Below are 25837 nucleotides of genomic sequence, written 5' to 3'. Positions count from 1 at the left end.
TGATTATCCTCTTTGAATTTTTGTCTTAACAGGAAATTTGTTGAGAAAATGTTTTCGAATGCTATCGATAGACATTACACTCCACAATCAAAATTATTTCATTCAATAATTTTAATTAAAAAAATCTATCAGTAACTTGAAAGGTCCAAATGGTTAGACATATACAATCTCCTTCCACAACAGCTCAACACTTCACATAATGAGCTCTTCAATGATTGATTCAGACTTCTTAACCTTAACGATGTTTCCTCTAAATTAGAGCGAATTGAAAACACTCAAGACTCCATGAATTTAAAAGACGAACCAGGATCTTTCTTTCAATCAGAAAGATCCTGTTGCAATGCAAACTTCTAAATTGCCTAAAGTAAATCTAAGCTACATGTTGCCCTCCGTTGATCGCATAATTTGCACCGGTGATGTAAGCAGCTTTCTCTGAGGCAAGAAATGAAACCAAATAAGCAATTTCATCTGTGCCTCCTAATCTCCCCATTGGGATTTGTTCCACTATTTTATTCCGAACCTCCTCCCGAATGGCCATGACCATATCTGTACCAATGTAACCCGGAGAAATAGTGTTCACTGTTATCCCTTTTTTAGCTACTTCCATGGCAAGAGATTTGGTAAATCCATGCATTCCAGCCTTGGCAGCAGAATAATTTGTTTGACCAAACTGTCCTCTTTGTCCATTTACTGAAGATATGTTGATGATGCGACCAAAACCCTGAGCAATCATGTCTTCGATTACATGTCGTGAACAATTAAACACAGAATCTAGATTGGTATGAATCACATCACGCCATTGCTCCTCGGACATTTTCCAAAGCGGAGTGTCCCTTGTTATACCTGCATTGTTGACAAGAATGGATACTGGACCATATTTAGCCTTAATGTCAGCCATCATTCTGCCAGTGTCTTCGAAATGGGTGACATCTCCTTCCACCATGGCAAATTCATACCCTTTCTCTTTTTCCTTTTCCTGCCAGACTTTTGCCTTTTCTGCATTTCGATAATTAGCCACTACAAAATAGCCATCATCTTTTAATTTTTGACACATGGCCGTGCCGAGTCCCCCTGTAGCACCTGTAACCAGGGCTATGTTTCTTTGATTGGTTTCCATGGATGATAATTTGTTGGTGTGACTGTAATATTATTACAAGATTTTTAATCAAACAAACAATTACTAAATTTTAAATTATTTTAAAATTCCATCAACCTCTTAAAGATTGTATAAACATAAGATCTACAAGCCCCAATGCCGTCATGGCTTCGACAACTACTGGAACCCTAAGTGCTATACACAAGTCATGGCGTCCCTCCACAACCAATTCGCTGACAGTTGTTTTTTCAAAATCATAGGTCTGCTGTTTTTGAGGTGTACTCGAGGTGGGTTTTACAGCAATGCGAAAAACCATCTCGTTGCCATTTCCCAAGCCACCGGATATTCCTCCGGAATGATTAGTAAGGGTATGTCCCTCCTGATCAATGATTGGATCATTGTGGGTGGACCCCTTCATTTTTGCTGCCTGGAACCCACTGCCAAATTCAATCCCCTTAACAGCAGGAATGGCAAACATTAAGTGAGCCAGTACTGACTCTAAAGAATCAAAAAAAGGCTCCCCCCATCCAACTGGAATACCAGTAACCCGACACTCAACAATACCGCCAATGCTGTCATTACTTTCCAAAGCCAATTGCAAAGCTTCCTCTATATTTTCTTTTCCTCCTGCCTCAACAATTCTTGCCTGGATCTGTATGTTGGTCAATATTTTCTTTGCAACCACACCGGCGGCAACAATTGCTGCAGTAAGACGCCCGGAAAAATGACCACCACCACGATGATCATTAAAATTTTTGAATTTTCTCGAAGCACTGAAATCTGAATGCCCCGGTCTGGGTTGATTGACAAACTGATCGTAATCACCTGATCTGATATTGGAATTGATAAATTCAATACACAAGGGTGCGCCGGTTGTCTTTTGATTAAAAACGCCTGATTTAATGACAGGTTCGTCCGCCTCAACTCTGGTGGTAGTCCCTTTCGATCCAGGTTTTCTTCTTGCGATATCTGAATAGAAATCAGTTGCGCTCAATTCAATTCCGGGTGGAATCCCATCTATTAGAATACCCACGACAGGTCCATGTGATTCTCCGTAAATACTTACCTTAAAAATTCTGCCGAAGGAATTCATATAATTTCAAAGACTGCGAATCTTACAAAAATTTTGTGCCTGATCCCAAAATCCTGGATAAGATTTCTTGACCTGTAAGGGATCAAAGATAGAAAGTTCTCCGAGGATACTTACCAGTGGTGTAAACGCCATCACCATGCGATGATCGCCATATGTTTGAATTGGCTCAAGTGGATTTTTTAGCGCTCCCTTTGGAATTAAAATTTCATTCGGTCCTGCAACAGGATTCAAACCCAATCTGCGAAGTTCGATCTCTAAGGCATGGATACGATCCGTTTCCTTTATCCTGAGTGTACTCAGTCCGGATATTTGAACACTTATCCCCAACCCGGCACAGGCAACAGCAATGGTCTGTGCAAGATCAGGGGTTTCAATGCAATCAAAATGCAAAATATCTTCTGGTAAATTAAAATCGGGATTCTTAGAAATAATTACACCAACTTCATCATACACCGTATCGATCCCCAACCGCTTGAAAATCTCCACCACCCTACCATCCGGCTGATAACTATTCGGATACAGCCCGGGCAATTTGATTTGTACATGATTCGGAAGAAAACAAAGCCACTCATACCAATACGAGGCTGCACTGTAATCCCCCTCTATAACCCATTTATTCTCCTGGTAATCGCCAGAAAGAATTCGGACCCCTTCAACATTCCTTATTATCTCAATACCGAGTTTTTTTAAAATCCCGAGCGTGAAGTCTATATAACTTCCTGAAACCTGGTCTTTTGGAATCAGAAGTGTGAGACCACCAGGAAGAGAAGATGCGATTAATATTAAAGCAGAAGCAAACTGGCTGCTTTGTTTGCCTTCTAAGAGAAGTTCCCCTCCCTGCAAGGCTCCTCCTTTGATTTTAATGGGGGGAAAGCCCTCTTCTCCCAGGTAACTGATTGTGCCCCCCAAACTCCTTAATGCATCAACCAAGGGACCAATCGGACGCTGCAACATCCTGGCACTTCCGGTTAATATTCGCTCCCCTGGAATTAAAGCAAAATAAGCCGCAAGAAATCTCATGACAGTCCCAGCATCTCCTACATTCAGTATGGATTCCTTTGATTGGATCAGGTCCACCATAATTTGACTGTCTTGCGCCTCAGATGGGTTAAGAATTTCAACTCTTTTGTCACTGAGTGCCTCGATGATCAACAGTCGGTTGGTTTCACTCTTTGATCCCGGTAAAGCAATTGTAAAATCACTGCCCACCCCTTGGGCATTTAGCTGGTATGTCATAAGTAGAAGACCACAATAATACGTTTTCTGATACTAGCCTCAAACAACTTAACTAAAAATCTTGAATGCATGCCATAAAAGGCCATGACTCAACATGATTAAATGTTTGATTATCTATTATTTATAAATTACAAAATTAAATATGTCAAAAACTTTAACATTTTTTATTTGACTAAGCAGCGTTTTTTGACTAATAGGAATCTTTAATAGTATGTTACCGGTTTCAAATAAAGAATTGATTTGTTGATTGTGAATATTGAAAACGTACCTGTTATTTACCTCAGGTAGTGATAGGTAAGGTTAGCTCCGGTACCCGGGTATCGGAGTTTTCATCCCAACAAATCCAATAAAAATACATATTTTACCTACTACTGTCTAAATAAACTACCAGACTAAAGAGCCTGGTAGTTTCATTTTAGGGAATGTAGAACCCAACAATTGTGCTGTTTCCGTCCTCACAGATGTGTCAGATTTACCCTATTATCACCTCCTCTTACGCCCTTCATCGTAATTTAAGCTTCAATCATCGAGATTCTTTGGATCAATGGCATGAGGATTTGTAGCTTTGCAGGCCAAAATTTATCAGCATTCATGGAACGTAATCATATAATTGGTTTTGCATTGATTTTCGCAGTTTTGTTTGTGTGGAGTGAATTCTTCTTTAAGCCCAACATGGAAAAAAAAGCTAAAGAGAAAAAATTTGCAGATTCAATTGCTTTAGCCAGCCAGCCTCAACCCTCAGGAGACACCTCAAAATTTATGCAAGCCCCCGTGGCTCAAAACAGCGGGACAATCTTAGACACTACTTCAAAGGACAGCCTAATACAAGAACAAACCTTTGTGCTTAAGAATAAATTAGTTGAAATCTCCATCAGCAACAAAGGCGCTAAAATCATTAAAGCCAAAATAGACAACTACAAAAAGATCTCTCCGGGTAAAAACAACGAAGAAATTGTTTCTGACCTTTTTTTATTAGAAGACCCTAAGAATAAATTTGATTACCAAATTCAAACAGCCCAGGGCCCTGTCAATACCGGTTTATTAGTTTTTGAATCCACAAACAAAACCGACGAGTCTGTTGAGTTAAAAGCCAATTTACCTGGTGGTGGTACTTTTTTTGTATCCTATCATCTAAAGCCGGAAGATTATGTTTTGGATTATTCAATTCGGGTTGATCATGCCGGCGCCTCCAATGATGTTGTTTTGCAGTGGGAAAATTATCTGGATAAGCTTGAGAAAAATTATGAATATGAAAAATTCTATACCTCGGTTTATTACAAGGAAAAAGAAGAGGATGCCGATTATTGTTCTTGTCGCTCAGATGATAAACACGACAGTAAAACAAAGTCTGTTGAGTGGGTATCCCATTCCAATCAGTTTTTCAATTCCTCTTTAATCCCCAAGGAAGGTTTTAGCAGTGGGAGTTTTGAAACGGTAATGTTGGCCGAGAATAGTGAAGATCTTAAATTACTTAAATCGACCTTAAATATTCCGGCCGCCTCTGTGCATGGAAAGAATTTTGACATGCAATGGTATCTGGGACCCAATGAATACAAACGTCTAAGTCAATTCAAGAACCATCTTCAAGACATCATCCCATATGGTTGGTCTATTTTCGGGACCATCAACCGACACATGATCCGTCCGCTATTTTCATTCCTCAATGACTTTATGGGAAGCAAGGGTTTGATTATTTTATTGATGACCCTTATTGTAAAGCTCTTGGTTTTTCCATTGGCATACAAGATGTTAAAATCTCAGGCAAGGATGACGGCCCTCAAACCTGAAATTGATAAAGTAAAAGCCAAACATAAAGACGACCTGCAACAACAACAGGTCGAGACCATGAAAATGTACAACGAATTTGGTGTAAATCCCTTGGGGGGATGCTTTCCACTTTTGTTGCAAATGCCTATTTGGATTGCTCTCTACCGTTTTTTTCCAGCAACCATTGACTTTCGCCAAGCCTCATTTTTATGGGCTTCCGACTTATCTTCCTTTGATGAATTTTTGATTTTACCATTTTCTATACCGTTTTTTGGAAATACCTTAAGCTTGTTTGCCTTTCTTTGGGTAATCTCAACCTTGGTATTCACCTATTTTTCTTCCAAGACCATGGATTTCTCAGCCAACCCTGCCATGCTCTACATGCAATATCTGATGCCTCTGATGTTTTGGTTTATGTTCAATAAAACGGCAGCTGGTCTGACCTGCTATATGTTTTTTAGCAATTTGTTGAATATCATTCAAACAATATTGGGAAGAAGTTATCTGTTTAATCATGATAAGATCAGAGATCAGTTGGAATTAAATAAGAACAAACCGAAGAAAAAGGGGGGCTTCCAGGAGAGACTGGAACAGATGATGAAGGAAAAGCAAAAAATGGAACAGGAGAAATTGAAAAACAAAAATAAATCCTGATGAATAAAAGATTCCTTTTGCTTTTACTTCCATTTCTTGTTTTTGCATGCTATAGAAAAACAATTAAGGAAAAGGGTCAGGCAATTGGAGATCAGTTGGAATCAGGAGAGCAAATAAAAATTCCGGATGCGCTTCCAAGGTTTATCGGAAAAATAGAAGCAAAAGACACTTTACCCCAGAATTTAGATACGTTGTTGTTCTATCAACGGACCGCCTGCTTTGGTTTTTGCCCAACCTTCAACTACACCTTGTTCAACAATGGAGCCGTTTTGTATCAAGGCATCATGCATGTCCAAAACCCGGGAAGGTTCTGGGGTCTAATGGCAGAAGATGAATGGTTAAAATTGATGGAAAAAATAAATCAAATAAACTTTTTTAAGCTAAGCTCTGTATATCCTCCAAACGAAAGAGAATTTCTGCCTGATCTGCCCAATAAGAATATTCTGATTAAAGAATATGGATTAAGAAAATTTATTACTGACAACCACTCTTCTCCCGCTCAGTTGAAGGAATTGGAAGATATGATTGAATCAAAATTCCAAATGATTATAAATTATCAATCAAAATGAAACCACTCAAAATAAATACCAACTTGGGTAAGGAAGCAAGTGTATACACTTTAAAGTTGGAATCACAAGACAATTCTCTCATTGGAAAAATATTGAGGAAAATATATGAATGGTTTAAAAAGCGATTAAGGTAAATTTAAACCAGCGCCATTGAGATTTTAATAAATGTATAGATAATTCCCTTCGCAAATATTATAATATTCCAAACGGCTATTCAACCTTTATCATCGTCCTTTCATTAGAAAAGTTATATCAATTTACTGATTAGATCTTCTGCAAAAACAACATATAATTACAAATCTAATTATCGATGCATTCCGTCAAAAATAATTACGAGACTTAAAGTTTAAATTGATTTAAGAAGTGGATGCTCATCTGTTGATTTATACTATTTCGGTATCAAAAGTTGGAAATTTAATTTCACTTTCCCTTAAACAATTCATCCAAATAATCTCCCCGGGTATTTGCATTATATTCCATCTTGCATATTCCACTTGAACTGCGCATGATGGAAACACATTGTGATCTTGCAGTTTTGTCATCCAGGTGTGATCTTCCAAGAATGCAATGTCCCAATTCATGAAACAACAAAACCTCTCGTTCAATGTCTGTAGCTTTGTTCCAGTAATTACTGTCCATCAAAATTGTATGAGCATCCTTACTTGCTTGACACTGACCAGCAATATTTTGATCAAATGAAGTAAAAGAAATATTGAGCACTTCTAGTTCGCCCCTCACATCAACCCCTCTATTTAAGGCCTCCTGTTGAAAAAGGTCCAGATAAGCAACAAACGCTGGGTCAACGATGTGTACATTATCTTTATTGCAAGACCAAAATAAAATTAATAAAAATAAAATCCAACGCATACCTCAATTTAATAATACAAGGACAAAAAAACATAACTGTACTGTATACTATTTATTTTTTTAATTAATGGGTTACTTCATCTTCCTAAAATACGGCCTTTTTAAAAATAAGTAAAGTGAGAATAAAAAATATTTAAATAATCAAGTACAAAATTTACAAAGGAAACTTTATTATTCAAATGAACAATTTAAAATGAAATCAAATAAAATTAGTTATATGAAAAAATGGATTTTAAACGGGATGGCAATTTGTGCCATGGCTCTCTTCAGCTTGACATCATGTCAGAAAGAAGAAACTGTTGACCTTGAAAATTTTGTAGATGATGCGGTGTATCAATTACAGGATGGTTGCGGACTTGGAAAATTGGGATGCTTCGAACTGGTGTTCCCGGTGACAATCCAGTTTGCAGACAACACTACCCAAACATTTGGTTCCTATGAAGAAATGGCAAACGGAATTAAAGAATGGAGAAAAAACAATCCCACCATTTCAGGAAAACCTGCATTTGTATTCCCTATTGATGTGATCAAAGCAGATGGGACTACTGTAACAGTGGATTCCAAAGAAGGCTTGAACGAGTTGAGAAAAGAGTGTCCTCCAAGACATGGAAAAGGTCCGCGCGGGCACATAGGCCGGGGATTGTCATGCTTTGAATTGGTATTTCCTGTTACGCTTGTCTTACCAGACAACACTGAAGTGGTCGCCAATTCTAAAGAAGAGTTAAAAGCAGCTCTTAAAGCATGGAAGGAGTCAAATCCGGGAAAACAATCAGCCCACCCTAATTTGAAATTTCCTTTCAGTGTTACCTTAAAAAAGGATGGCAGTTCTGTAACTGTGAATAGTAAAGAAGATCTAAAAGCTTTAAAAGACGCTTGCAGAGATTAATTAGAGAGGAGTCCAATCTAAATAATAATTTAAACCGGCTTGTTCTACAACAAGCCGGTTTTTTATTTTCTACTGACAAGTATTAGGAATAATTTTTCCCAACAACTGATCTTCAATGAATTAATATTTATTGCCACCCATTTCCAAACTTTTCAAATTCTCAAAAGCCTGAGAAATATATTCATTGGAATTATTGATTTCTCTGGTGAGATTCATCAGTGATGAAAAATCGAAATCCAACGCATCAACATTTGAAGCAAAAATCTCCATTAAAGTTTTATTCACTTCCATATGAATTTTCAAATTTGCTTGTCGCACTTGTTTAACAAGCTTTAAGGAATCCTTTTGATTTTCACTCATTAATTTTTTTAACAAATCGTAGTATTCCTGCTGAGAAGTCTGGAGTTTAATAAAATAGGAATATTGATCTGTATGGCTACTGTTCCTTAAGTTGAAAAGATTATGACTGATGTCCTTGATATCCTTCACGCCCAATGCCGCATTCCTGACAGCTGCGCTGATATGTGAAACAGCGTGGGCATCTTCAGCAGACAAATTACCTTGTTGCATTTGAATATAAAAATTAGTAATCTCATTTTCATATTCTTTCATATAACCATACTGTTCAATTTCATCATCAGGAGATTCTTCAATCCGCATCATAATCCTATTAAGTCTTATTGACTCCCCAAGAAAATACTTCGCTTCTTTCCGAAGAGCCATTAACGCTGATCCAGATTCTAATGGACTAACTCCTTTTAAAAATTTATTTTTTGAAACCTCCCTGCTTGAAATGGACCGGTCAATAAACTTGGTAAATATTCCTAAAAATGGCAGCATTAAAATGATCCCAAAGAAATTTACCATGCTGTGAAATGCAGCAACAGCAACCATGTCATCCCTTATGTTCAATATTTCCCTGATGATAAAAATATAAACACTCATCATCAACCATGCAACAATTGCACTGAACACGTTGATATATATCTGCGCCCATCCTGTCTTTTTCCGAATGGTATTTCCTTTTAATGTACCTAAAAATGCAGAAATGGTGGTTCCTAGATCCGCTCCAATCACCATAAAAAGACACTGATCGACCTGAATGATTCCAACAGATAGGGCCGATAAAAAAATAACCATACTCGCCGAACTGGATTGCAGACCCGCGGCAAGCAAAAAACCAACTGCAAAGAATAATACGTATGGTTTTCCATTCAAAAAAGTGAGGTCCATTTGCTGAGCAAATTCGGCAAAAGCTCCTTTCATATATTCAAGTCCCAAAAAGATCAGGCCAAACCCCATTAAAAATCTACAAGTTTGATTCAGCCACTGTTTTGTTAGAAAGAGGGTGCCAAGACCCCCAATGGCTATTAAGGGTAAAATGATAACGTCTAGTCGATACTTAAATCCCAAAAGTGATACGAGCCATCCTGTAATGGTCGTCCCAAGATTTGCACCTAGAATTATACCTATCCCGCTCTTGAGCAGAAGGATTCCTGCACTTGTAAAAGACATTACCAACAAAGTGACCATTGCGCTGCTTTGCAAAACAGCAGTAATCAACGCCCCGGAAAGCACGGCTTTTATCGGATTTCTGGTATGTTCTTTAAGAAACTTGGTAAAGCTTCGGCCTGCCATTTTCCTTAATGATTCTTCCATCTGAGACATTCCAAAAAGAAAAAGTCCCAAACCTGCAAGAAAAGGCCAGATTTGAATGACAGTCGGATTCATTTAGAAAAATTTTTTACCAAACCTTTCAAAGATAGCTATATTAAGCTCCTCTCTAAATTGAGGATGTGCAATGTTTACCAACTCTCGCGCCCTTTGTTCAAGATTTTTCCCATATAAATTAGCCACCCCAAATTCGGTTACCACAAAGTGCACATTGGCTCGTGTGCTTACAACCCCGGCTCCTTCTTTCAAAAAGGGAACAATTTTAGATTTCCCACTGCTGGTAGTGGAAGAAATCGCAATAACAGGTTTCCCACCTTCTGACATGGCAGCTCCTCTCATAAAATCCATTTGCCCCCCAACACCAGAAAATTGATAAGTTCCGATTGAATCAGAGCAAATCTGTCCGGTCAGGTCAATTTCAATGGCTCCATTGATAGAAACAACTTTAGGGTTTTTACCAATCACATAAGCATCATTCACATAATCTGATTCGAGAAAAGCAAAAGAAGGGTTGTCATCAATAAATTCATACAGCATTTTACTCCCTGCGACAAAAGTCGTTATTACTTTTCGGCGATGCTTCTTTTTATATTTATTGGTAATAACCCCAGCCTTGCATAAGTTCACCACACCATCAGAAAACATCTCTGTATGGACACCAAGATCTTTGTGATGATAAAGCTCACCCATGACTGCATCGGGAATAGAACCAATCCCCATTTGTAAGGTAGAACCATCTTCTATTAAGGCTGCACAATGTTTCCCAATCAAACTTTCTGTTTCTCCCGCATTCTTGCCATAATTTATTTCGGGTAATGGATCGTCTACAGCTACACAACAATTAATTTCAGAATGGTGCAGTATTCCATCCCCATGTGTCCTGGGCATATTAGGGTTAACTTGTGCAATTACATATTTTGCATTCTTAACTGCGGAAAGGCTTATGTCCACTGAAACTCCCAGACTGCAATATCCATGAGCATCAGGAGGTGAAACATGGATAAAGGCCACATCAATTGGCAATATTTTTTGATTAAACAATCTTGGGATCTCACTAAGAAATACTGGAATATAACTTCCCATACCCCGCTGGACAGCGTCACGAATATTGGATGAAACAAACAACGAATTGAAATAAAAAGACTCTTTATACTCTGGTTTAGCTAAACACATTTCACCAAAAGTGGTCAAAGCCACAATTTCTACCTTGGATAATTCAGAAGCTCTATTCTCCAGTGCACTTAATAATTTGGTTGGAGTGGCCGCACTCCCCTGCACAAATACACGATGACCAGATCGGACCACTTTAACAGCATCCTCTGCATTTTTATATTGTATTTCCATATTATCAGGGTTCAAAAGTAACCAATAGATTTCTGTTTCAATCTATCTGATCATAAAAACAAGTAGCAAAGTCAATTCAAATTCAACAAACGAAAAATGCCATTGGTTGAATTCAAAATAATTACCCTTAATCCATTTATTTTTGAAATAATTAGCAAGTTTGCTAAAAATATCTGCTCACTCTTATTTGCCCATTTACCGATGCCGCCTGATCGGCAAGCAACCAGTTAACCAAAGAGTTTGAATCTATATCCAATCTGTACCCTTTTATGTAAGCAGAACAGGAAACTCCCAAATTCCAAGAATTATAAATTCCAAAACCCCCGGATACTCCCGCCCATAACCAAGGTGTCCAATGATAGGAACATCTGACTGCCCCAAAAGCGCCCAATGCTCTGGAAGGCATGTAAGCAACACTTGAAGAAAGAAAAATCTTTCTGTTCATTAAAAGTGTCTGGAAATTAAGTCGCCACTCAAATGGAAGACGAATATTTTTATTCACATTTGGTAGGGGCTCTAAAAATTGATTCTCAAGCGCCTCTTCAGATTTTAATTCCACATAAATTGAATCAAACAAATTGTTTACTGCCAATCCATCAAAAAAGTAATTGGTATCTACCTGCTCTCCAGTCAACTGATCATTCCAACGAATAAATCCCAATCTATTTATCCCAACACTTATTTTAGTAACTTCATTCAATTGATAACCTAGGGCCCAGTCACTAACTATTCCAATTCCTTGTATGGACAAAAGTGATTTATTCTCCTGATCCGTAAATATTGATTTCAATTCTAAATCCAACTCTAAAGATTTCCCACCTTCTGCGGTAAAGAGGGATCCTTTATTAATTTTCAATTCTCGCATTTCCTGTCCGAAAGCCAAACCAATTTGTCCTGATGCCATCCATTTTCCAATCTTTCGATCAGCCCCGAACTTTAAATACTGATACCTTAACACATCAAAAGAGCTATTATCAAATTGCGCCCTTATATTTTCATAACGTTTGTTGCCAAAAAAATAAAGACCAAATAACTCTTCGTCAAACTTCGCCTCAACAATATCTTCATGCCCCGCAATTAGTCTTATTTGATGAAATGGTCCTTTTGACAATCCACTTTTTTGATAACTTATACCTAATCCAAAAATAACCCCCAAGTGATTTAAATTTTTGAGCTGATCAAATGCCTTTTCTTTTAAAGACTGATCAAGGAACCCACTGTTGTAGTAAGCTTTGACAAAAGGCATATTTAAATAATCTGAACCTCCTAATATGGAGCCATGTAAAGCTAAAACACTTTGTTTGCCAGAGGATTGATCAAATTCCGGAAAATCTGATTGTGCAAACATTTGAAACCCTGCAAAAAATACAATTAATAACGTGATGGCTGTTCTCATTCTGCTCTGTATATAAAATCTCCTGTCAACGAAAAATTAATTTTATAATCACTGTAAATTTTAACGGCTTTATCAGCAGGCTTTGTGTCAAAAACTGCACAAACCTTTACTTTCTTAGTTCGTAAAATTTCATCTATCAAACTGCGGGACAACTCAATCTTGATGACTGAACTTTTTGGCTGAGTCACTTTGCCAAAGGCGTCTATTTCTGCTGCCTGAATGATCTGATTCCCATTGATCAAAGGAATGCTTGTTCCATCAACAGGATTGATCAAAGCAAGTGTAAGTCTGCAATCTATCGGAACGCCATTGTCAACATTTAAAAAAAGATTCCCTCCTTGTATTTGTTCAAGTCGATCCTGGCTCAAATCCATTTCCAGTTCTCTGCATAACTGCATTCCGGATGCTGAAAAATTAAGAGGGGCTTCCAATAACAAATCAACGTTTAATAATTTTCCATCGTAAATGAAATCTTGAAAATTAGAAACATTGCCTTTGGGGTTGGTTCGAATCTCCAAACTGTAATCCAATTGATCAGGTAATAAGCTGACGAATTCATTTAGATTCGAATTGGACTTATTGAGATAGAAATTATGAACGCTTGGAACTACAGGAGGAAAACCATTATTATCTTTTGCACGGTCAATACTCAGTGGTCTATTTAAAATATCTCCAGTCAAATCCAGACTTGTTTGATTTCGTGAATTGACAGCTTTAATTTGGGACAAATAAAATTCTGCATCCGCACCAATATTATTTTCCAGACCTACACTCATTTTTACATCCTCAAACTTTATTACACCATTCAAATCATTAAACACATCTGTAGTGATGGTAGATGGCCCAATTTTAAAAGTATCCATGTTCAGATAACCTCTGGCATAGGAAGGTTTTATGCCAACAAAACCCAACTCCAATCTGAAATTGTCCGACTTAGAAAATGTTTTTTTAACTCCTGAATAATCAATCTTCATCAGGTAGGTGTTAAATATTGCATTGAACGAATCTTTTGTTTGACCCGTAAAATCAACATGATATCCACTGAAGTCAAAATCATTCTGATACTCGGAAGCACCTCCGGGCGGGGCAGGAGGCAACACCTGATAAATCTCAAACGGAACACCATTCTTGGTTCCCCCTGGTATTGTATAAGTTAGTTTCACGCTGTCTTGAATGGTACTGAACATCCTCAATCGGATCTTTCCTGATTTTATAATGGCTTCTTTAAGTTGAACATCCAAACCCCTCAAGTAAAAATTCTGTTGTTGATTTACCAGATTTTGTTCAGGCCACACAGCCGTAGCTGTGTTTGGGAACAAATCATAAACTTTAAGTTCAGCGACTATCGCATTGCTGGTATCAATTAATACAGGAACATTATTAGAACCCGGAGAAGAAAAACTGATCAACTGAGCTTTAAGTTTTCCCTCAAGTGTCTTGCCGTCTAGCAGAAAGGTTTGTTTCTCTGAAGTTTTTGATTTAATCAAAGGGAAATTGCCACTGACGATCAGTGCATTGTCCGATTGATTTCTGAGTTCAAACTTTACATCTGTAATATCAATAGGAAGTTCATTCTTAAATCCTACGTCAATTTTTCCCTGATCCAAAGTCATGGATGTAAATAAAGAATCTGCATTAATTTCAAATGCAGGCGTATTGAAAGATGGAATGGCCGGTATGGCAATTGAACTTCCATTTTGGGAAATGATGATGGCGCCTATAAAACCAGCCTGCAGGCAAATCGCACCAAGCGTTATCGGATAAGTGGCAGTTGCATTGTACAAGGAGAGACTGTCAATGGTAAAAGTTCTGGCCCGTACTGTATCATTTATCTGAAATAAGGAATCGACTGCAATATTGTACAACGATTGACGATACACAAATTGTAAAACATTGTTGCTGTCTGTCAAAAGACTACTGTCCTGAACAAGATCTGAAACATTGAGCTCAGATTTTAGTAATGGAGTCAGTATCTCGGCATCCCATTTTGGCTCGACTTTGCGACAAGAAACCCCCAGTAAAATGAGTAGATTGAATAAGAACATTACTGGTAATCCACCGGCCTTTCCTGAATAATGGGAAATGACATTCTGCATAAATACTGATTTCATAATTTAAGGGCTAAAATAGTCATTTTTATTTTGGGGGGCACATTCATATTCACTTGCTTAAGTATTAGCATATCTTTTAATAAGTTTATTTAGTGCCCTTAATGACTGGTTTATTCATAACTTGGCCGCCCATTTTCTATGAAAACCAAGGAAAAAGCAATAGTTGGTGTGGTGGGTGCCGGTAGCTTTGGCACGACCATTGCGACGCTTTTGGCCCATAATGCGGATGTTTTGCTTTTTTCCAGAAGGAAACAAATCGTTGACAACATAAATGAACATAATACCCACATAAATCTTACACTTTCCAAAAGAATCAGAGCTACCGATCAAATTGAAGAAATTACTCAATCTTGTAGTTTAATTTTTCCGGTGGTTCCATCCGCAAGCTTTAGAGATACCATCAAATCAATGAGCCCATTTCTTACACCAGGCCATATTCTGATTCACGGAACCAAAGGTCTTGACCTTTCTGATTTGCCTCTTAACGAAATAAGGCATATAAAAATTTCCCGTAAGCAAATTCATACCATGAGCGAGGTCATCCGCCAGGAAACTCCCGTGCTCAGGATTGGTTGTTTGGCAGGACCAAATTTGTACCGGGAAATTCTGGATGGCCAGCCCACAGCATGTGTGATAGCCAGTGAATATGATGAAGTGATCAAAGCTGGTTCTGAATATTTAGCCAGCAAAATATTTTATGTTTTTGGGTCTTATGATTTAGTCGGTGCAGAAATGGCAGGCGCGCTAAAGAATATCATCGCGCTTGCTTCTGGAATGTTGGCGGGCAAAGGCATGGGAAAAAACATCCAGGCCATGTTGATTACCCGAGGGTTGAGGGAAATGATAGAAATAGGAAGAGCCGTCGGAGCCACACACAGATCATTTCTCGGCACTGCAGGAATAGGTGACCTTATAGCAACGGCTACCAGCGAAAAAAGCCGAAACTTCACCTTCGGATTTAGGTTTAGCCAAGGGGAATCTATGCAGGAAATTATAAGTTCAATGGATGAAATTGTTGAAGGTGTAAGAACTGTTCAAATTGCACATCAATTGGCCAAATATTACCAGATTCGGGTCCCCATTATTCAAATGATCTACAGCGTCTTGTTTGACCAAATGGAACTTGAGAAAGCCATCCAATATCTAATGCGCTACCCCTACCTGCCGGATGTGGACTTTCTATAAAACCCTTTGCATGGTAAAGGTTATAATCTATCAAACATTCATTTTAGGTGGTTATTCTCCATACCATATTCGCCTTTCAACCCTCTTTTATCGTCTAGTTTAGCTTTTTAGTAGAAATTTTAAGATTGGTCTCATTAGCCTTCTTACCTTTCCGTATTATTTAAAAGCTCCTATACAATGCTTGAACAAATGTTTAACTTGGAGACAGAAGGAATCGATCTGCCAAGTGCCAAATTGATCAGTGAAGAAATTAGCCGTAACAACAGTCAAAAATTTGATTACATCAAATACAGACAGGCCGTAAAAAGTCTCAAATCCATGAATATGGATGAAAACACTGCCATACAATCCACACTTACTACCGCATCCACCATGGGGGTAAGTGTAGATGATATTCTTGCCTCTGCCGAAAGTTTTAAAAATATCGTACAAAATGAAGAAGCCAAATTCATTCAGGCGATGCACGCACAATACAAAACAAGGGTAGAAGATAAAAAGCATGAACTACATGAGAAGGAGGAGCTCATTAAAATCAACAACCAAAAAATAAAAGAATTACAGGAAGAAAACGAGTTGTTGAAATCAAAATTGGATGGAATTCAAGAGGAAATCAAATTGAATGACCAAAAAATCCAAAACAAAAAATCTGTTTTCGAAAAAACCATTTTAAAGATACAGGAATGGATTAGCCTTGATCTGTCCCAATTAAAATCACTAAAGAAATAATTTCTTTTAATTTTGTAAAAACTTATAATTATGGCTACAATCAATCCAGGATCCGGAATGGAAAAACCAAAAACTTTCTGGTCTAAACCTGAAGGCATTACCGGAACTATAGTACTTGGAGGACTGCTGATTGGCGCAGGAGCCGTACTCTATAAATTTCTCCCCTATTTGATTTCGCTCACAAGCAACCTCATTTATCTTTCAGGAATGCTCTTGGTCCTGGGCGCAATAATTTACATGGTAATTGATCCCAGAATGAGAAATCTGATTGGCTACATGTATAAAAGCATCATGCGTTGGGTCACAGGAATCTTTGTTACCATAGATCCTATTGGCATTCTCAAAAATTACATTGAAGATCTTCAGAACAATTTGTCTAAAATGAGTGAACAAATTGGTGTGCTCAAAGGTCAAATCAGAAAGCTGCAAACCAATGTTTCTGAAAACTCTAAAGAAATTGAAACAAATCTCAGGATGGCCCAGGTGGCGAAAAATCAGGGATTAGAACCTCAAATGGTTTTGGCAACAAGGAAAGCCGCCAGGTTGCAGGAAACCAATGAAAAATACAATCACCTTTTAAGCAAAATGGATATTCTGAGCAAGGTGCTCTCAAAAATGTATCAGAATTCAGAAATACTGCTGGAGGACACTAAAGATCAGGTAAAACTAAAAGAAGAAGAAAGAAAAGCAATCCGTGCCTCCCACAGTGCCATGAAATCAGCTATGAATGTCATTACCGGAAACGCTGATCAGAGATTAATCTTTGATCAGGCTTTGGAACACATTGCGGATGACGTAGCTAATAAAGTTGGCGAAATGGAAAGATTTATGGAGCTATCTGAGAATTTTATGAATTCAGTCGATCTTCAAAATGGAGTATTTGAGGAAGAGGGCTTGAAAATGCTCCAGTCTTATGAAGAAAAAAGTAAACTTTTATTAATGGGACCTGTCAAGACTGAAAGCAAATTCAAACTTGATGCCGCTCGCCCTGAAAGAGATGAAATCGAAAAAGGGAAATCAGATAACCAATATGATAACTTGTTTAATTCTTAACAAGCGTTTCAAACCCAAACTAAACAACAACGGGCCAATAGCTGGTTAAATAATTTAAAAAAAATCTAAATCACTGTAGATGTTTCGTTAAACATGTGCGATTGTGTTGCGCGGAATTTCAATTACTTCCATATTTTTAATATCCTTACCTTCTATACTAAATCTAATCAGGGTTCTGACCACATGAAATCCATGTACCCCATACGCACCCGGGTTGATGTGTAAGAGTTGGTATTTTTTATCAAAGCCTACTTTGAGAATATGAGAATGACCACACACCAATATATCAGGTTTGTGTTCAGTGATAAGTTTTCTTAATTCAGGGGTATAACTGCCCATTTTACCGGCAATATGTATGATGAGCACCTTTGTTTGTTCACAATTGAAAACAAGCACCTCAGGAACACTGGCGCGAATTAAATGATTGTCAATATTCCCAAAAACAATGCGACTTATTTTTTTGGAGGACAGCTGGTCCACAATTCCAAGGTCTCCTATATCTCCGGCATGCCACACTTCATCACAGGAATCCAAATAATAAAAAAGTTTATCGTCTATATAACCATGAGTGTCCGATATAATTGCAACTCTTGTCATGGAGCTATCCCTAATACAATTTTACCAAATTGTTTGCCACTCGACATTCTATTAAATGCCTCATTGACTTCATCAAAAGGAAATATTTGATCTATTACCGGATGTATTTGGTGTTTTTCTACCATGGTCAACATATTTTTGAAATCAGTTTCTGAGCCCATTGTGGACCCTAAAATAGAAATTTGCTTCCAAAATATCTGTTGGGGAATCAGCTGAGTGATCATGCCATTAGTGCCACCATAAATAACGATCCTGGCTGCGGGATTGCAAATTTTAACCAGTTTGCCAAATCCATCTCCTGCCGCACCATCAATGACTAAATCCACTCCGCCAAAATTTTTGACAAAATCTTTTTCCCATTCCTCATTTTTATAATTAACTCCGGCCTTAGCGCCGAGGGAAACTGCTTTTTGAATTTTATTTTCATCTGAAGAACTCACATATACCTCCAGGCCTAACGCCAATGCAAATTGCATGGCAAAAAGTGCTACACCACCTCCAATTCCGGTTATCAAAACTTTTTCTCCTTTAACAGCCTGCCCCCTGCTAATTAATGCCCTGTAAGCAGTAAGACCGGCCAGTGGCAGAGACGCTCCTTCTTCAGGCTTGAGATGCTCAGGTAAAGGATGAATGGAAGATTCAGGCACTTTCACCTTTTCGGCAAGTGCTCCGTACTTGGGTAATCCAAGAATTTCAAAATGATTGGATTGGTGAGTCTGGATGTTCCCCCAATTAAATGCAGGATTAACAATAACCTTCTTCCCAAGGTAGGTTCCAGCCAAATCAGAACCAACCACCATTGGATACTGAATACCGGCATATTGCCCCTTTAGAATCCAGACATCTCGATGATTCAAACCCGCAAATTGTACATCAACCACCACTTCTTTCAAAGAGGGCTCAGGGTTGGCAATTTGTTCAATTACAATCGGGGTGTTTTTCTCTTTGATAATGGCTGCTTTCATAAATGAGTTATGCTTAAATACCAATTATATTCAAATGCAAAAATGAGATAAAATAATTCCGGCACTCACTGCTACATTTAGTGATTCTGAACCCAGACTTTTAGAGGGTATAGTCACAACTTCCTGACAAAGCTCGAAAATATCTTTAGACAATCCATGAGATTCATTTCCCAAACATATAATAGCAGGTTTTTTCAATTGAAGCTGTGTATATGGCTTTCCATTCATTGCTGTGCCTATCAGTGTCCCAAATCCAACAAATTCTTTCAAAAAATTAATATCTACCTCACTGACCTTCACCCTTGCAATGCTGGACATGGAAGCTTGAATTGTTTTGGAGTTGTAGGTATCCGTAGATCCTGGCGCAAGGAATATTTCTTTGACTCCAAACCAATCTGCCGTCCGAATAATGGTGCCAAGGTTGCCGGGATCACGAACTTCATCCAGGTAAAGACTCACAGGCATATCCTGGAGAATGATTTCATTAAATACAGGGAAACGAAAGACTCCCAGCACTTCGTCAGTTGATTTCAAGCTGGCTATTCTTCCAAGGTCATCAGCTCCTATTTCTTTGAATTGTTCAGAAAATTCTCTTAGCTTTGTAGCGTGCTTCGAAGCCCAAAGACTGGTGCCTGTCACCAATACAACGTCTTCAGGTTTTGTTTGCATCAAATCAAGCACCAACCTGGATCCTTCGGCAAGATACAAGCCCTCCTCATGCCTGTATTTTTTGTCGTGAAGTTGTCTAATCCATTTTATTTCATTTTTTGAAATCATAATGAATTTTATTGCTAATTGTTGCTATCCTCATATCCGGACCAAAATTAATCTTTTCTTCTTACTGTGCGTCAGTGGATTTATTTTCTCGTGCAATACGACCAAAAACTTGAAGTCCGGTGAAACGCTCTTGACTCAGAATAAAATTGAGCTGCTTGATATTAGCACCTTAAATGAAAAAATTTTATTTAAACAGGAATTAGGTACTCTATTCAAACAAAAACCTAACCGGACATATCTTTTTTTTTTTAAGCGTCATGCCATTTACAATTATCTCGAAGCAAGAAAAAATAAAAAGGTTTGGTTTAGAAAATCTCTCAGCAAACAATCTGAACCTCCTGCCATTCTGGATACTTTTTTAGTAAAAGCAACCATGAGCAATATGTACAATTACATGTACAATAAAGGTTATTTCTCAGTTATTGTAGCACCTGAAATTGTTAGAAAAAAAAATAAGACTTCCACAGTAAAATATTTGATCAGCGCCAATAAGAGGACATTTGTCGAGTCGATTGAATTTCAGGCAGAAGACACTTCTATAGATCAATTACTTCATTTAAATCAATCCGGCTCAATGTTAAAGCCAGGATCTCCTTTGGACAATGCCTTGTTCCAAAGTGAGAAAGCACGCATTACTGATCTTATGCTGAACAATGGTTACGCTGAATTCAATCCTGTTTATATTCAAAATTTAGATGCAGACACCACTGGCACAAAAGCTAAGGTCAAAGTAACAGTTGCCAATCCTGATCAAAGGTCCAGCCATACCAGATATACCGTTGGAAGCGTCCGGATCCTGGGTGATTACAACCCTCTCGTTAAGAATATATTCAGCCAAACTAAATTGGATTCAATTTCATTTTTCAACTCAAATAAAATTAGCTTTATTAAGGATGATGTTTTGCTCAGAAATATCGAGCTGAGGCCAGGGCGTCTTTACAATAAATCTAATATTGATCTAACGTATCTAAATCTAGCCAATCTAGAATATTATAAATTCATCAACATTGAAACTAAATTGGACAGCAACCAATCTGACAAACTTAATCACACAATTTTTCTCACCCCTTATAAAAAATGGGTAACCGATTACGGAACCGACCTGAACTATACAACCCTGAGAACTACAGGAAGAAACTTGTTTGGTGTTTCAGGGTATATAAATTTAAAAAATAGAAATCTTTTCCATGGTGCTGAGAATTTTGACACTAAAGTGGAGGTAGGAGCTGAGCTCAATTTTGTGGACACCTTTGGCTTAAATACAATCAATATATCTTACAGCAATACCCTAACGCTGCCTGACTTTTATGACATCACCGGTACATACCAATTAAGCCGTCTAATGCTGAGGCCATTCATTAAACTCAGAAAGGAATTGAAGTCCAAAACTGCCTTTTCTCTTGGGTTTGATTATGTAAATCTGGCTGCATTGTTCAGTTACAATTCCTTTAATGCTAAAATCGCGTATGATTACTATTTAAATCGGCGCAATAGAATCATTCTAACTACATTGGAAGTCAGCTATTATAAGCCTACCGTTTTTCCAGCCTTCCAAAATATTTTGGCAACTAACCAGGCTCTGGAGCAAAGCTTCATTGGTAAACGGCTCTTCACTGCTTTCTTTTTAAGCAGTCTGAAATATTATTACCAAAGTAAAAAATCAAGCTTTATTGACCGGGCATTTATTGTCTCATTAGAAACCAGTGGTTTGGAAGCCAGTCTGGTAAATTCTGTCGGCAAATTGATTAACAGTAATTCAACCGGTATTGGAAACAATACCTTGGAATTGGCAAAATTCATAAAGATTGATGCAGATCACCGTTGGTACTATTATGTAAATTCCCAAAATACCATAGCTTTAAGAGGAGCTGCCGGTTTGGCAGTTCCCTTCGGCGGGAGTAAAACAATACCCTACATCAAACAATTCTTTCTTGGTGGCCCACAAAGTTTAAGAGCTTGGGGAATACGAGAACCCGGACCAGGAGGCGACCCAGTTTCCAGCACGCTTGGCGAGAGAGGAAATTACTACTCTGCTGGAGATATCAAGCTTGAAGCCAATGCAGAGTGGCGATTTGACATTATATGGATTTTTAAAGGAGCAATATTCCTCGATGCAGGCAATGTATGGCGCTTGCCCCAGTCTGGTGCTGAAAATAATCTGGGGAATTTTTCTAAAAAGTTTTACGAACAAATCGCATTCGGAACTGGTTTTGGCCTCCGAATGGATCTATCCTATTTTCTGTTCAGGGTTGACCTTGGATTCAAACTACGAAACCCTTACCTAAATGAGACAAATAGGTATTGGATATACAGCAAAAAGGACCCCGTAAACTGGTCCTCCCTGTTCAAAAATTCAAACATTCATCTCGCACTCAACTACCCTTTTTAGAAAGGAAGAATGCAAGATTAGAAACTATTGATGATAGTTCTGGTTGTGCGTAAGTGTAGTACCGCATTTGGCACAAGCAACCGCTTCCCCTGCACCGCCTTCACATCCTTTAGGACAAGTAAAGTGCCACACACCCTTCGCATTTTGAGGAGTAGATGGAGGAGGCCCCTGTGAAGGAGTAAAATTCGAAGGAACCTGTGAAGAAGGTGCGGCTTGAGCCGGTTGTGAATTGGTAGTAGCCGGTGCAGACTGAGTTTCCTCGGCTTTTTTGCTATCACCTTTACATGATACAAACAAAGCTACCACTAACAAGAAACTCATTCGGAGAATTAATTTTGCCATATTTTGATTTTTATTTATTTAAAATTGATTCAAAAATACGGAACTTATTTAATTCTGGTGCAATAAATACTTTACACTCGTAATAACATTCATTGAAGACAACCAGACAGGATACCCCTTTCAAATATAAATTTATATATTATAATTTTTTATTATATTTGCCTTCGATTACTGCACAACTAACTCCCAAAATCAGCTTTTTATTTATTAATTCTTAAATCATTTTTTAATGAAAACTGCGATTCAAGGTCTCTTGAGCCTTAGCTGTGCTGTATTGTTTTTTGCCTTTAACTCCCCAAATACCACAGCGGCTCCAATCAGTGTATGGCTAGAATGCCCACACGATGTTACCGTCAATTGTACAGACGATCTGTCCAATCTTGACAAATGGGGAAAGGCCTGGCTCTGGGAAAATTATGTTAAAAGAGATGCCCCTCCTCCCAAAGTCACTAAGAATACAAATTCCTGTGGAATAGGTACCATTACAAGAACCTGGGAATATGAAGACAAGAATTGGCATTTTCACAGCTGCAGCCAAACCATTACAATTTTAGGCGGCGGTACTCCTTTTGGATATGCTGACATTATTTGGCCAAAATCATTGGAAATTGAAGGGTGTAATCCAAATGCCGATCCCGGAAGTTTGCCGAAAGGTTTTAATTATCCGACATTCAACAAAAGAAGTTGCAGCCAACCCATGTACACGTATAAGGACATGAAGTTTACTGTAGCAGATGGATGTATGAAAATATTAAGAGACTGGAAAGTCATCGACTGGTGTCAATACATTCCGAACGCGAAGTACCCAACGGGTATATGGACTTACACCCAGGTCATCAAATTAGTTTTGAAAGATTCAACCGCTTATTTAAAATGCCCTAAAGACACTGTGGTCCAGGCTTCATTGGATTGCAAAGGCACTTTTGTAAAACTTGATTCTGCCAAAGGATTTACTAAATGTGGCTACTTGTTAAAAATCAGAAACACCTCCCCCTATGCAAAGAGCGGTGGCCCCGACGCGAGTGGCGATTATCCCTTGGGCACCACAAAATTTTACTTTATTGCTGAATATGGATGCGGCGTAGAATTGAAGTGCGAAGTAAAAGTAACGGTGGTAAACAAAATTCCACCTACTCCGTATTGCCTGACCGGTATAATTGTAGCATTAATGCCGGTTGACAGCAATAGGGATGGAACAGTTGATGCAGGTATGATTGAGGTGTGGGCTAAAGATCTGGACCATGGATCTTATCATAAATGCGGATATAAAAATTTGAGGTTTTCATTTTCTTCTGATGTAAGAGAAATGAATCGAATTTTTACCTGCGACCAATTGGGTAAAAACGAAGTGGAGATGTGGGTGACGGATTCTGCAGGAAACCAATCGTTCTGTAAAACCATCATCGAAATTCAAAATAATAATGCTCGGATTCCTGACTGCAAAAGAAAAGACAGTTTGACAACCCGTCCCCCTACTCTTTCCATCAACGGACAAGTTTTATTGGAAAATAAGTCAGGTCAGAAAGAAGTTAAACTTTCACTATTGGATATGACCTCATTCAAAATCAGCATAACCAAAGATACGATTCCGTTTATCCGTTACGATACCATCAGAGCATCCAGCGGCACCATTTATTATATTCAAAAAAGAGACACAATCTTTAAAGAAAAACGAGATACAGTATTTGGTGTAATGGCTGAAGAAAAGATGAACAGAGAAGATGGCAATTTTGCATTTATTGATGTCAAAAAAGACAAAGATTACATGGTTGTTCCAAAATCTACCAAAGAGGATCTTGAAGGAATAGATGTGTACGATGCGATTGTTTTACTCAGACACGTACTTGGGTCCCAAAAAATAACTTCTCCTTATAAAATTTTGGCTGCTGATGTAAACAACGATGGACAAATCACTCATGCTGATTTTGATTTGCTTTATTCAATTATTAATGGTACCAAATCTCTCAATCAGATTCCTCGAAAATGGCGTTTTGTTCCGACTGCGTATAATTTTCAATCTCCAACTAATCCACTTGCGGAAAATATTCCGGAATACATTATTTACAAATCCTTAAAATCATCCAGGGAACATTCCGATTTTATAGCCATCAAAATTGGAGAACTGGATGACAGCAAAACCACCTTGACAGCCAAGGAGCTTTCAACTCGAGAAAATGATTTTATTGAAACAAATAAAACACTTAGTCTATCTGCACTTTCAATAAATAACTTATTTCCAAATCCATTGTCACAAGGTCCATTTCAAATGGATATTTTTGTTCCAAAACCTTCAAAGCTTAGTTTAACTTTATTTAATGTGGAAGGAAAATCGCTTCAACAGTTTACTCAAACTTTTGAAAGTGGAAATCAACAATGGATTTTAGAACCCGAAAGGAAACTCCCGAATGGTGTGATATTCTATAATTTAACCGATGGGAAAGTCCATTTGTACGGAAAAATTCAAATTTCAAAATAATAAATACAAAATGATGGCAAGCCGGGAACTGTGTTCAGTTTCCGGCTTTTTTTTTTGGATTTAAAACCAACCAAACTTAAAATGAGGGATTTAACACTGGGGCAATTTAAAAATCTAACAAACACGCCCCATCCCTAGGTGCAGAAAGTTTTAATCCCTATTATTCTTCAACTTCTCATCCTTTGACAAAACCTGTTCCGACATTTGTTTTTTAAATTCTTGCAATTTAAACGCCAGAGTGGTGTCGAAAATTGACAATATTTCTACTGCCAGAATCCCCGCGTTCTTTGCAGCATTCAAGGCAACAGTTGCCACCGGAACCCCGTTTGGCATTTGGAGGATGGATAAAATGGAATCCCATCCGTCTATCGAATTGGATGATTTTACAGGAACCCCTATAACAGGCAAAGTGGTCACTGAAGCCACCATTCCGGGCAGATGTGCAGCGCCTCCCGCCCCGGCGATAATGATTTTTATCCCTCTGTCTCTGGCAGTTCGTGCATAATCCATCATGTGTTCCGGAGTACGGTGTGCGGAAACAATGCGGGTTTCAAAATTAACTCCAAAAGAATCTAAAAGGTCAGCAGCCTCCTTCATAACAGGTAGATCACTGTCTGAACCCATAATGATCCCC

Annotated in this window: 21 protein-coding genes; 8 read left to right on the top strand and 13 right to left on the bottom strand. The window is 38.1% G+C overall.

Translation table 11 applies throughout. From position 1 onward, the window contains the following. Nucleotides 1-370: 370 nt before the first annotated feature. The 3 genes from phbB to IPJ53_07895 all read right to left on the bottom strand — a co-directional run bounded on the left by phbB (nt 371) and on the right by IPJ53_07895 (nt 3425). Nucleotides 371-1117 carry an acetoacetyl-CoA reductase gene (phbB, locus tag IPJ53_07905; GenBank protein ID MBK7799021.1) on the bottom strand — a complete coding sequence of 249 codons (747 nt, stop codon included), beginning with the start codon at nt 1115-1117 and terminating at the stop codon, nt 371-373. A gap of 91 nt (nt 1118-1208) precedes the next feature. Continuing rightward, complete coding sequence (locus tag IPJ53_07900; protein MBK7799020.1) at nt 1209-2189, bottom strand: chorismate synthase; 981 nt, start codon at nt 2187-2189, stop codon at nt 1209-1211. 6 nt (nt 2190-2195) lie between these two features. After that, on the bottom strand, nt 2196-3425 hold the full coding sequence (locus IPJ53_07895) for a 3-phosphoshikimate 1-carboxyvinyltransferase (protein ID MBK7799019.1): 1230 nt from the start codon (nt 3423-3425) through the stop codon (nt 2196-2198). Nucleotides 3426-4016: 591 nt separating this feature from the next. Here IPJ53_07895 and yidC point away from each other — a divergent pair. Beyond that, nucleotides 4017-5846 carry a membrane protein insertase YidC gene (yidC, locus tag IPJ53_07890; protein MBK7799018.1) on the top strand — a complete coding sequence of 610 codons (1830 nt, stop codon included), beginning with the start codon at nt 4017-4019 and terminating at the stop codon, nt 5844-5846. After that, nucleotides 5846-6415: a hypothetical protein gene (locus tag IPJ53_07885; GenBank protein ID MBK7799017.1), complete on the top strand. Its 570-nt coding sequence runs from the start codon at nt 5846-5848 to the stop codon at nt 6413-6415. The genes yidC and IPJ53_07885 overlap by 1 nt, the downstream gene beginning before the upstream one ends. 420 nt (nt 6416-6835) lie before the next feature. Here IPJ53_07885 and IPJ53_07880 read toward each other — a convergent pair whose 3' ends face one another. Next, nucleotides 6836-7282, bottom strand: coding sequence for a hypothetical protein (locus tag IPJ53_07880; protein MBK7799016.1), 447 nt, complete (start codon nt 7280-7282; stop codon nt 6836-6838). Between the two features lie 217 nt (nt 7283-7499). On the opposite strand from IPJ53_07880, the gene IPJ53_07875 reads away from it, so the two are divergent. Then, nucleotides 7500-8168: a hypothetical protein gene (locus IPJ53_07875; protein ID MBK7799015.1), complete on the top strand. Its 669-nt coding sequence runs from the start codon at nt 7500-7502 to the stop codon at nt 8166-8168. Between the two features lie 120 nt (nt 8169-8288). On the opposite strand, the gene IPJ53_07870 is transcribed toward IPJ53_07875, so the two are convergent. The 4 genes from IPJ53_07870 to IPJ53_07855 form a co-directional block, all read right to left on the bottom strand. Beyond that, nucleotides 8289-9899 carry a Na/Pi symporter gene (locus tag IPJ53_07870; protein ID MBK7799014.1) on the bottom strand — a complete coding sequence of 537 codons (1611 nt, stop codon included), beginning with the start codon at nt 9897-9899 and terminating at the stop codon, nt 8289-8291. Continuing rightward, nucleotides 9900-11186: an acetyl-CoA hydrolase/transferase family protein gene (locus IPJ53_07865; GenBank protein MBK7799013.1), complete on the bottom strand. Its 1287-nt coding sequence runs from the start codon at nt 11184-11186 to the stop codon at nt 9900-9902. A 163-nt stretch (nt 11187-11349) separates the two neighbouring features. Continuing rightward, on the bottom strand, nt 11350-12582 hold the full coding sequence (locus tag IPJ53_07860; GenBank protein ID MBK7799012.1) for a hypothetical protein: 1233 nt from the start codon (nt 12580-12582) through the stop codon (nt 11350-11352). Continuing rightward, a complete protein-coding gene (locus tag IPJ53_07855; protein MBK7799011.1) occupies nt 12579-14693 on the bottom strand; it encodes a hypothetical protein in 2115 nt (704 codons plus the stop codon). Before IPJ53_07855 ends, IPJ53_07860 begins: the two co-directional genes overlap by 4 nt. Nucleotides 14694-14831: 138 nt before the next feature. On the opposite strand from IPJ53_07855, the gene IPJ53_07850 reads away from it, so the two are divergent. From IPJ53_07850 to IPJ53_07840, 3 genes are all read left to right on the top strand, one after another. Beyond that, nucleotides 14832-15878 (top strand): NAD(P)-dependent glycerol-3-phosphate dehydrogenase, encoded by a 1047-nt coding sequence (locus tag IPJ53_07850; GenBank protein ID MBK7799010.1) that lies wholly within the window; start codon nt 14832-14834, stop codon nt 15876-15878. 177 nt (nt 15879-16055) lie between these two features. Then, nucleotides 16056-16604, top strand: a complete 549-nt coding sequence (locus IPJ53_07845) for a hypothetical protein (protein ID MBK7799009.1) — start codon at nt 16056-16058, stop codon at nt 16602-16604. 30 nt (nt 16605-16634) lie between these two features. Next, nucleotides 16635-17657, top strand: coding sequence for a hypothetical protein (locus tag IPJ53_07840; GenBank protein MBK7799008.1), 1023 nt, complete (start codon nt 16635-16637; stop codon nt 17655-17657). Nucleotides 17658-17744: 87 nt separating this feature from the next. Here IPJ53_07840 and IPJ53_07835 read toward each other — a convergent pair whose 3' ends face one another. The 3 genes from IPJ53_07835 to IPJ53_07825 are packed head-to-tail and all read right to left on the bottom strand — an operon-like array spanning nt 17745 to nt 19996. Then, nucleotides 17745-18254: a metallophosphoesterase family protein gene (locus IPJ53_07835; protein ID MBK7799007.1), complete on the bottom strand. Its 510-nt coding sequence runs from the start codon at nt 18252-18254 to the stop codon at nt 17745-17747. After that, on the bottom strand, nt 18251-19219 hold the full coding sequence (locus IPJ53_07830) for a zinc-binding dehydrogenase (GenBank protein MBK7799006.1): 969 nt from the start codon (nt 19217-19219) through the stop codon (nt 18251-18253). The genes IPJ53_07835 and IPJ53_07830 overlap by 4 nt, the downstream gene beginning before the upstream one ends. 30 nt (nt 19220-19249) lie before the next feature. After that, on the bottom strand, nt 19250-19996 hold the full coding sequence (locus IPJ53_07825) for an RNA methyltransferase (protein ID MBK7799005.1): 747 nt from the start codon (nt 19994-19996) through the stop codon (nt 19250-19252). Nucleotides 19997-20105: 109 nt separating this feature from the next. On the opposite strand from IPJ53_07825, the gene IPJ53_07820 reads away from it, so the two are divergent. Then, the gene (locus IPJ53_07820; protein ID MBK7799004.1) at nt 20106-22385 is read left to right on the top strand and encodes a BamA/TamA family outer membrane protein; all 2280 of its coding nucleotides are present in this window, start codon (nt 20106-20108) and stop codon (nt 22383-22385) included. Between the two features lie 24 nt (nt 22386-22409). Here IPJ53_07820 and IPJ53_07815 read toward each other — a convergent pair whose 3' ends face one another. Further along, complete coding sequence (locus IPJ53_07815; GenBank protein ID MBK7799003.1) at nt 22410-22727, bottom strand: hypothetical protein; 318 nt, start codon at nt 22725-22727, stop codon at nt 22410-22412. 229 nt (nt 22728-22956) lie between these two features. Between IPJ53_07815 and IPJ53_07810 the strand changes: the two genes are divergently transcribed. Further along, nucleotides 22957-25203: a hypothetical protein gene (locus tag IPJ53_07810; GenBank protein MBK7799002.1), complete on the top strand. Its 2247-nt coding sequence runs from the start codon at nt 22957-22959 to the stop codon at nt 25201-25203. 150 nt (nt 25204-25353) lie between these two features. On the opposite strand, the gene purE is transcribed toward IPJ53_07810, so the two are convergent. After that, a complete protein-coding gene (gene purE, locus IPJ53_07805) occupies nt 25354-25827 on the bottom strand; it encodes a 5-(carboxyamino)imidazole ribonucleotide mutase (GenBank protein MBK7799001.1) in 474 nt (157 codons plus the stop codon). Between the last annotated feature and the right edge of the window lie 10 nt (nt 25828-25837).

It is taken from the genome of Candidatus Vicinibacter affinis (assembly GCA_016714365.1).
Lineage (GTDB): Bacteria > Bacteroidota > Bacteroidia > Chitinophagales > Saprospiraceae > Vicinibacter > Vicinibacter affinis.
Note: the sequence above shows the minus strand (reverse complement) of the source record. Positions and strands in the feature narration are given on the sequence as shown.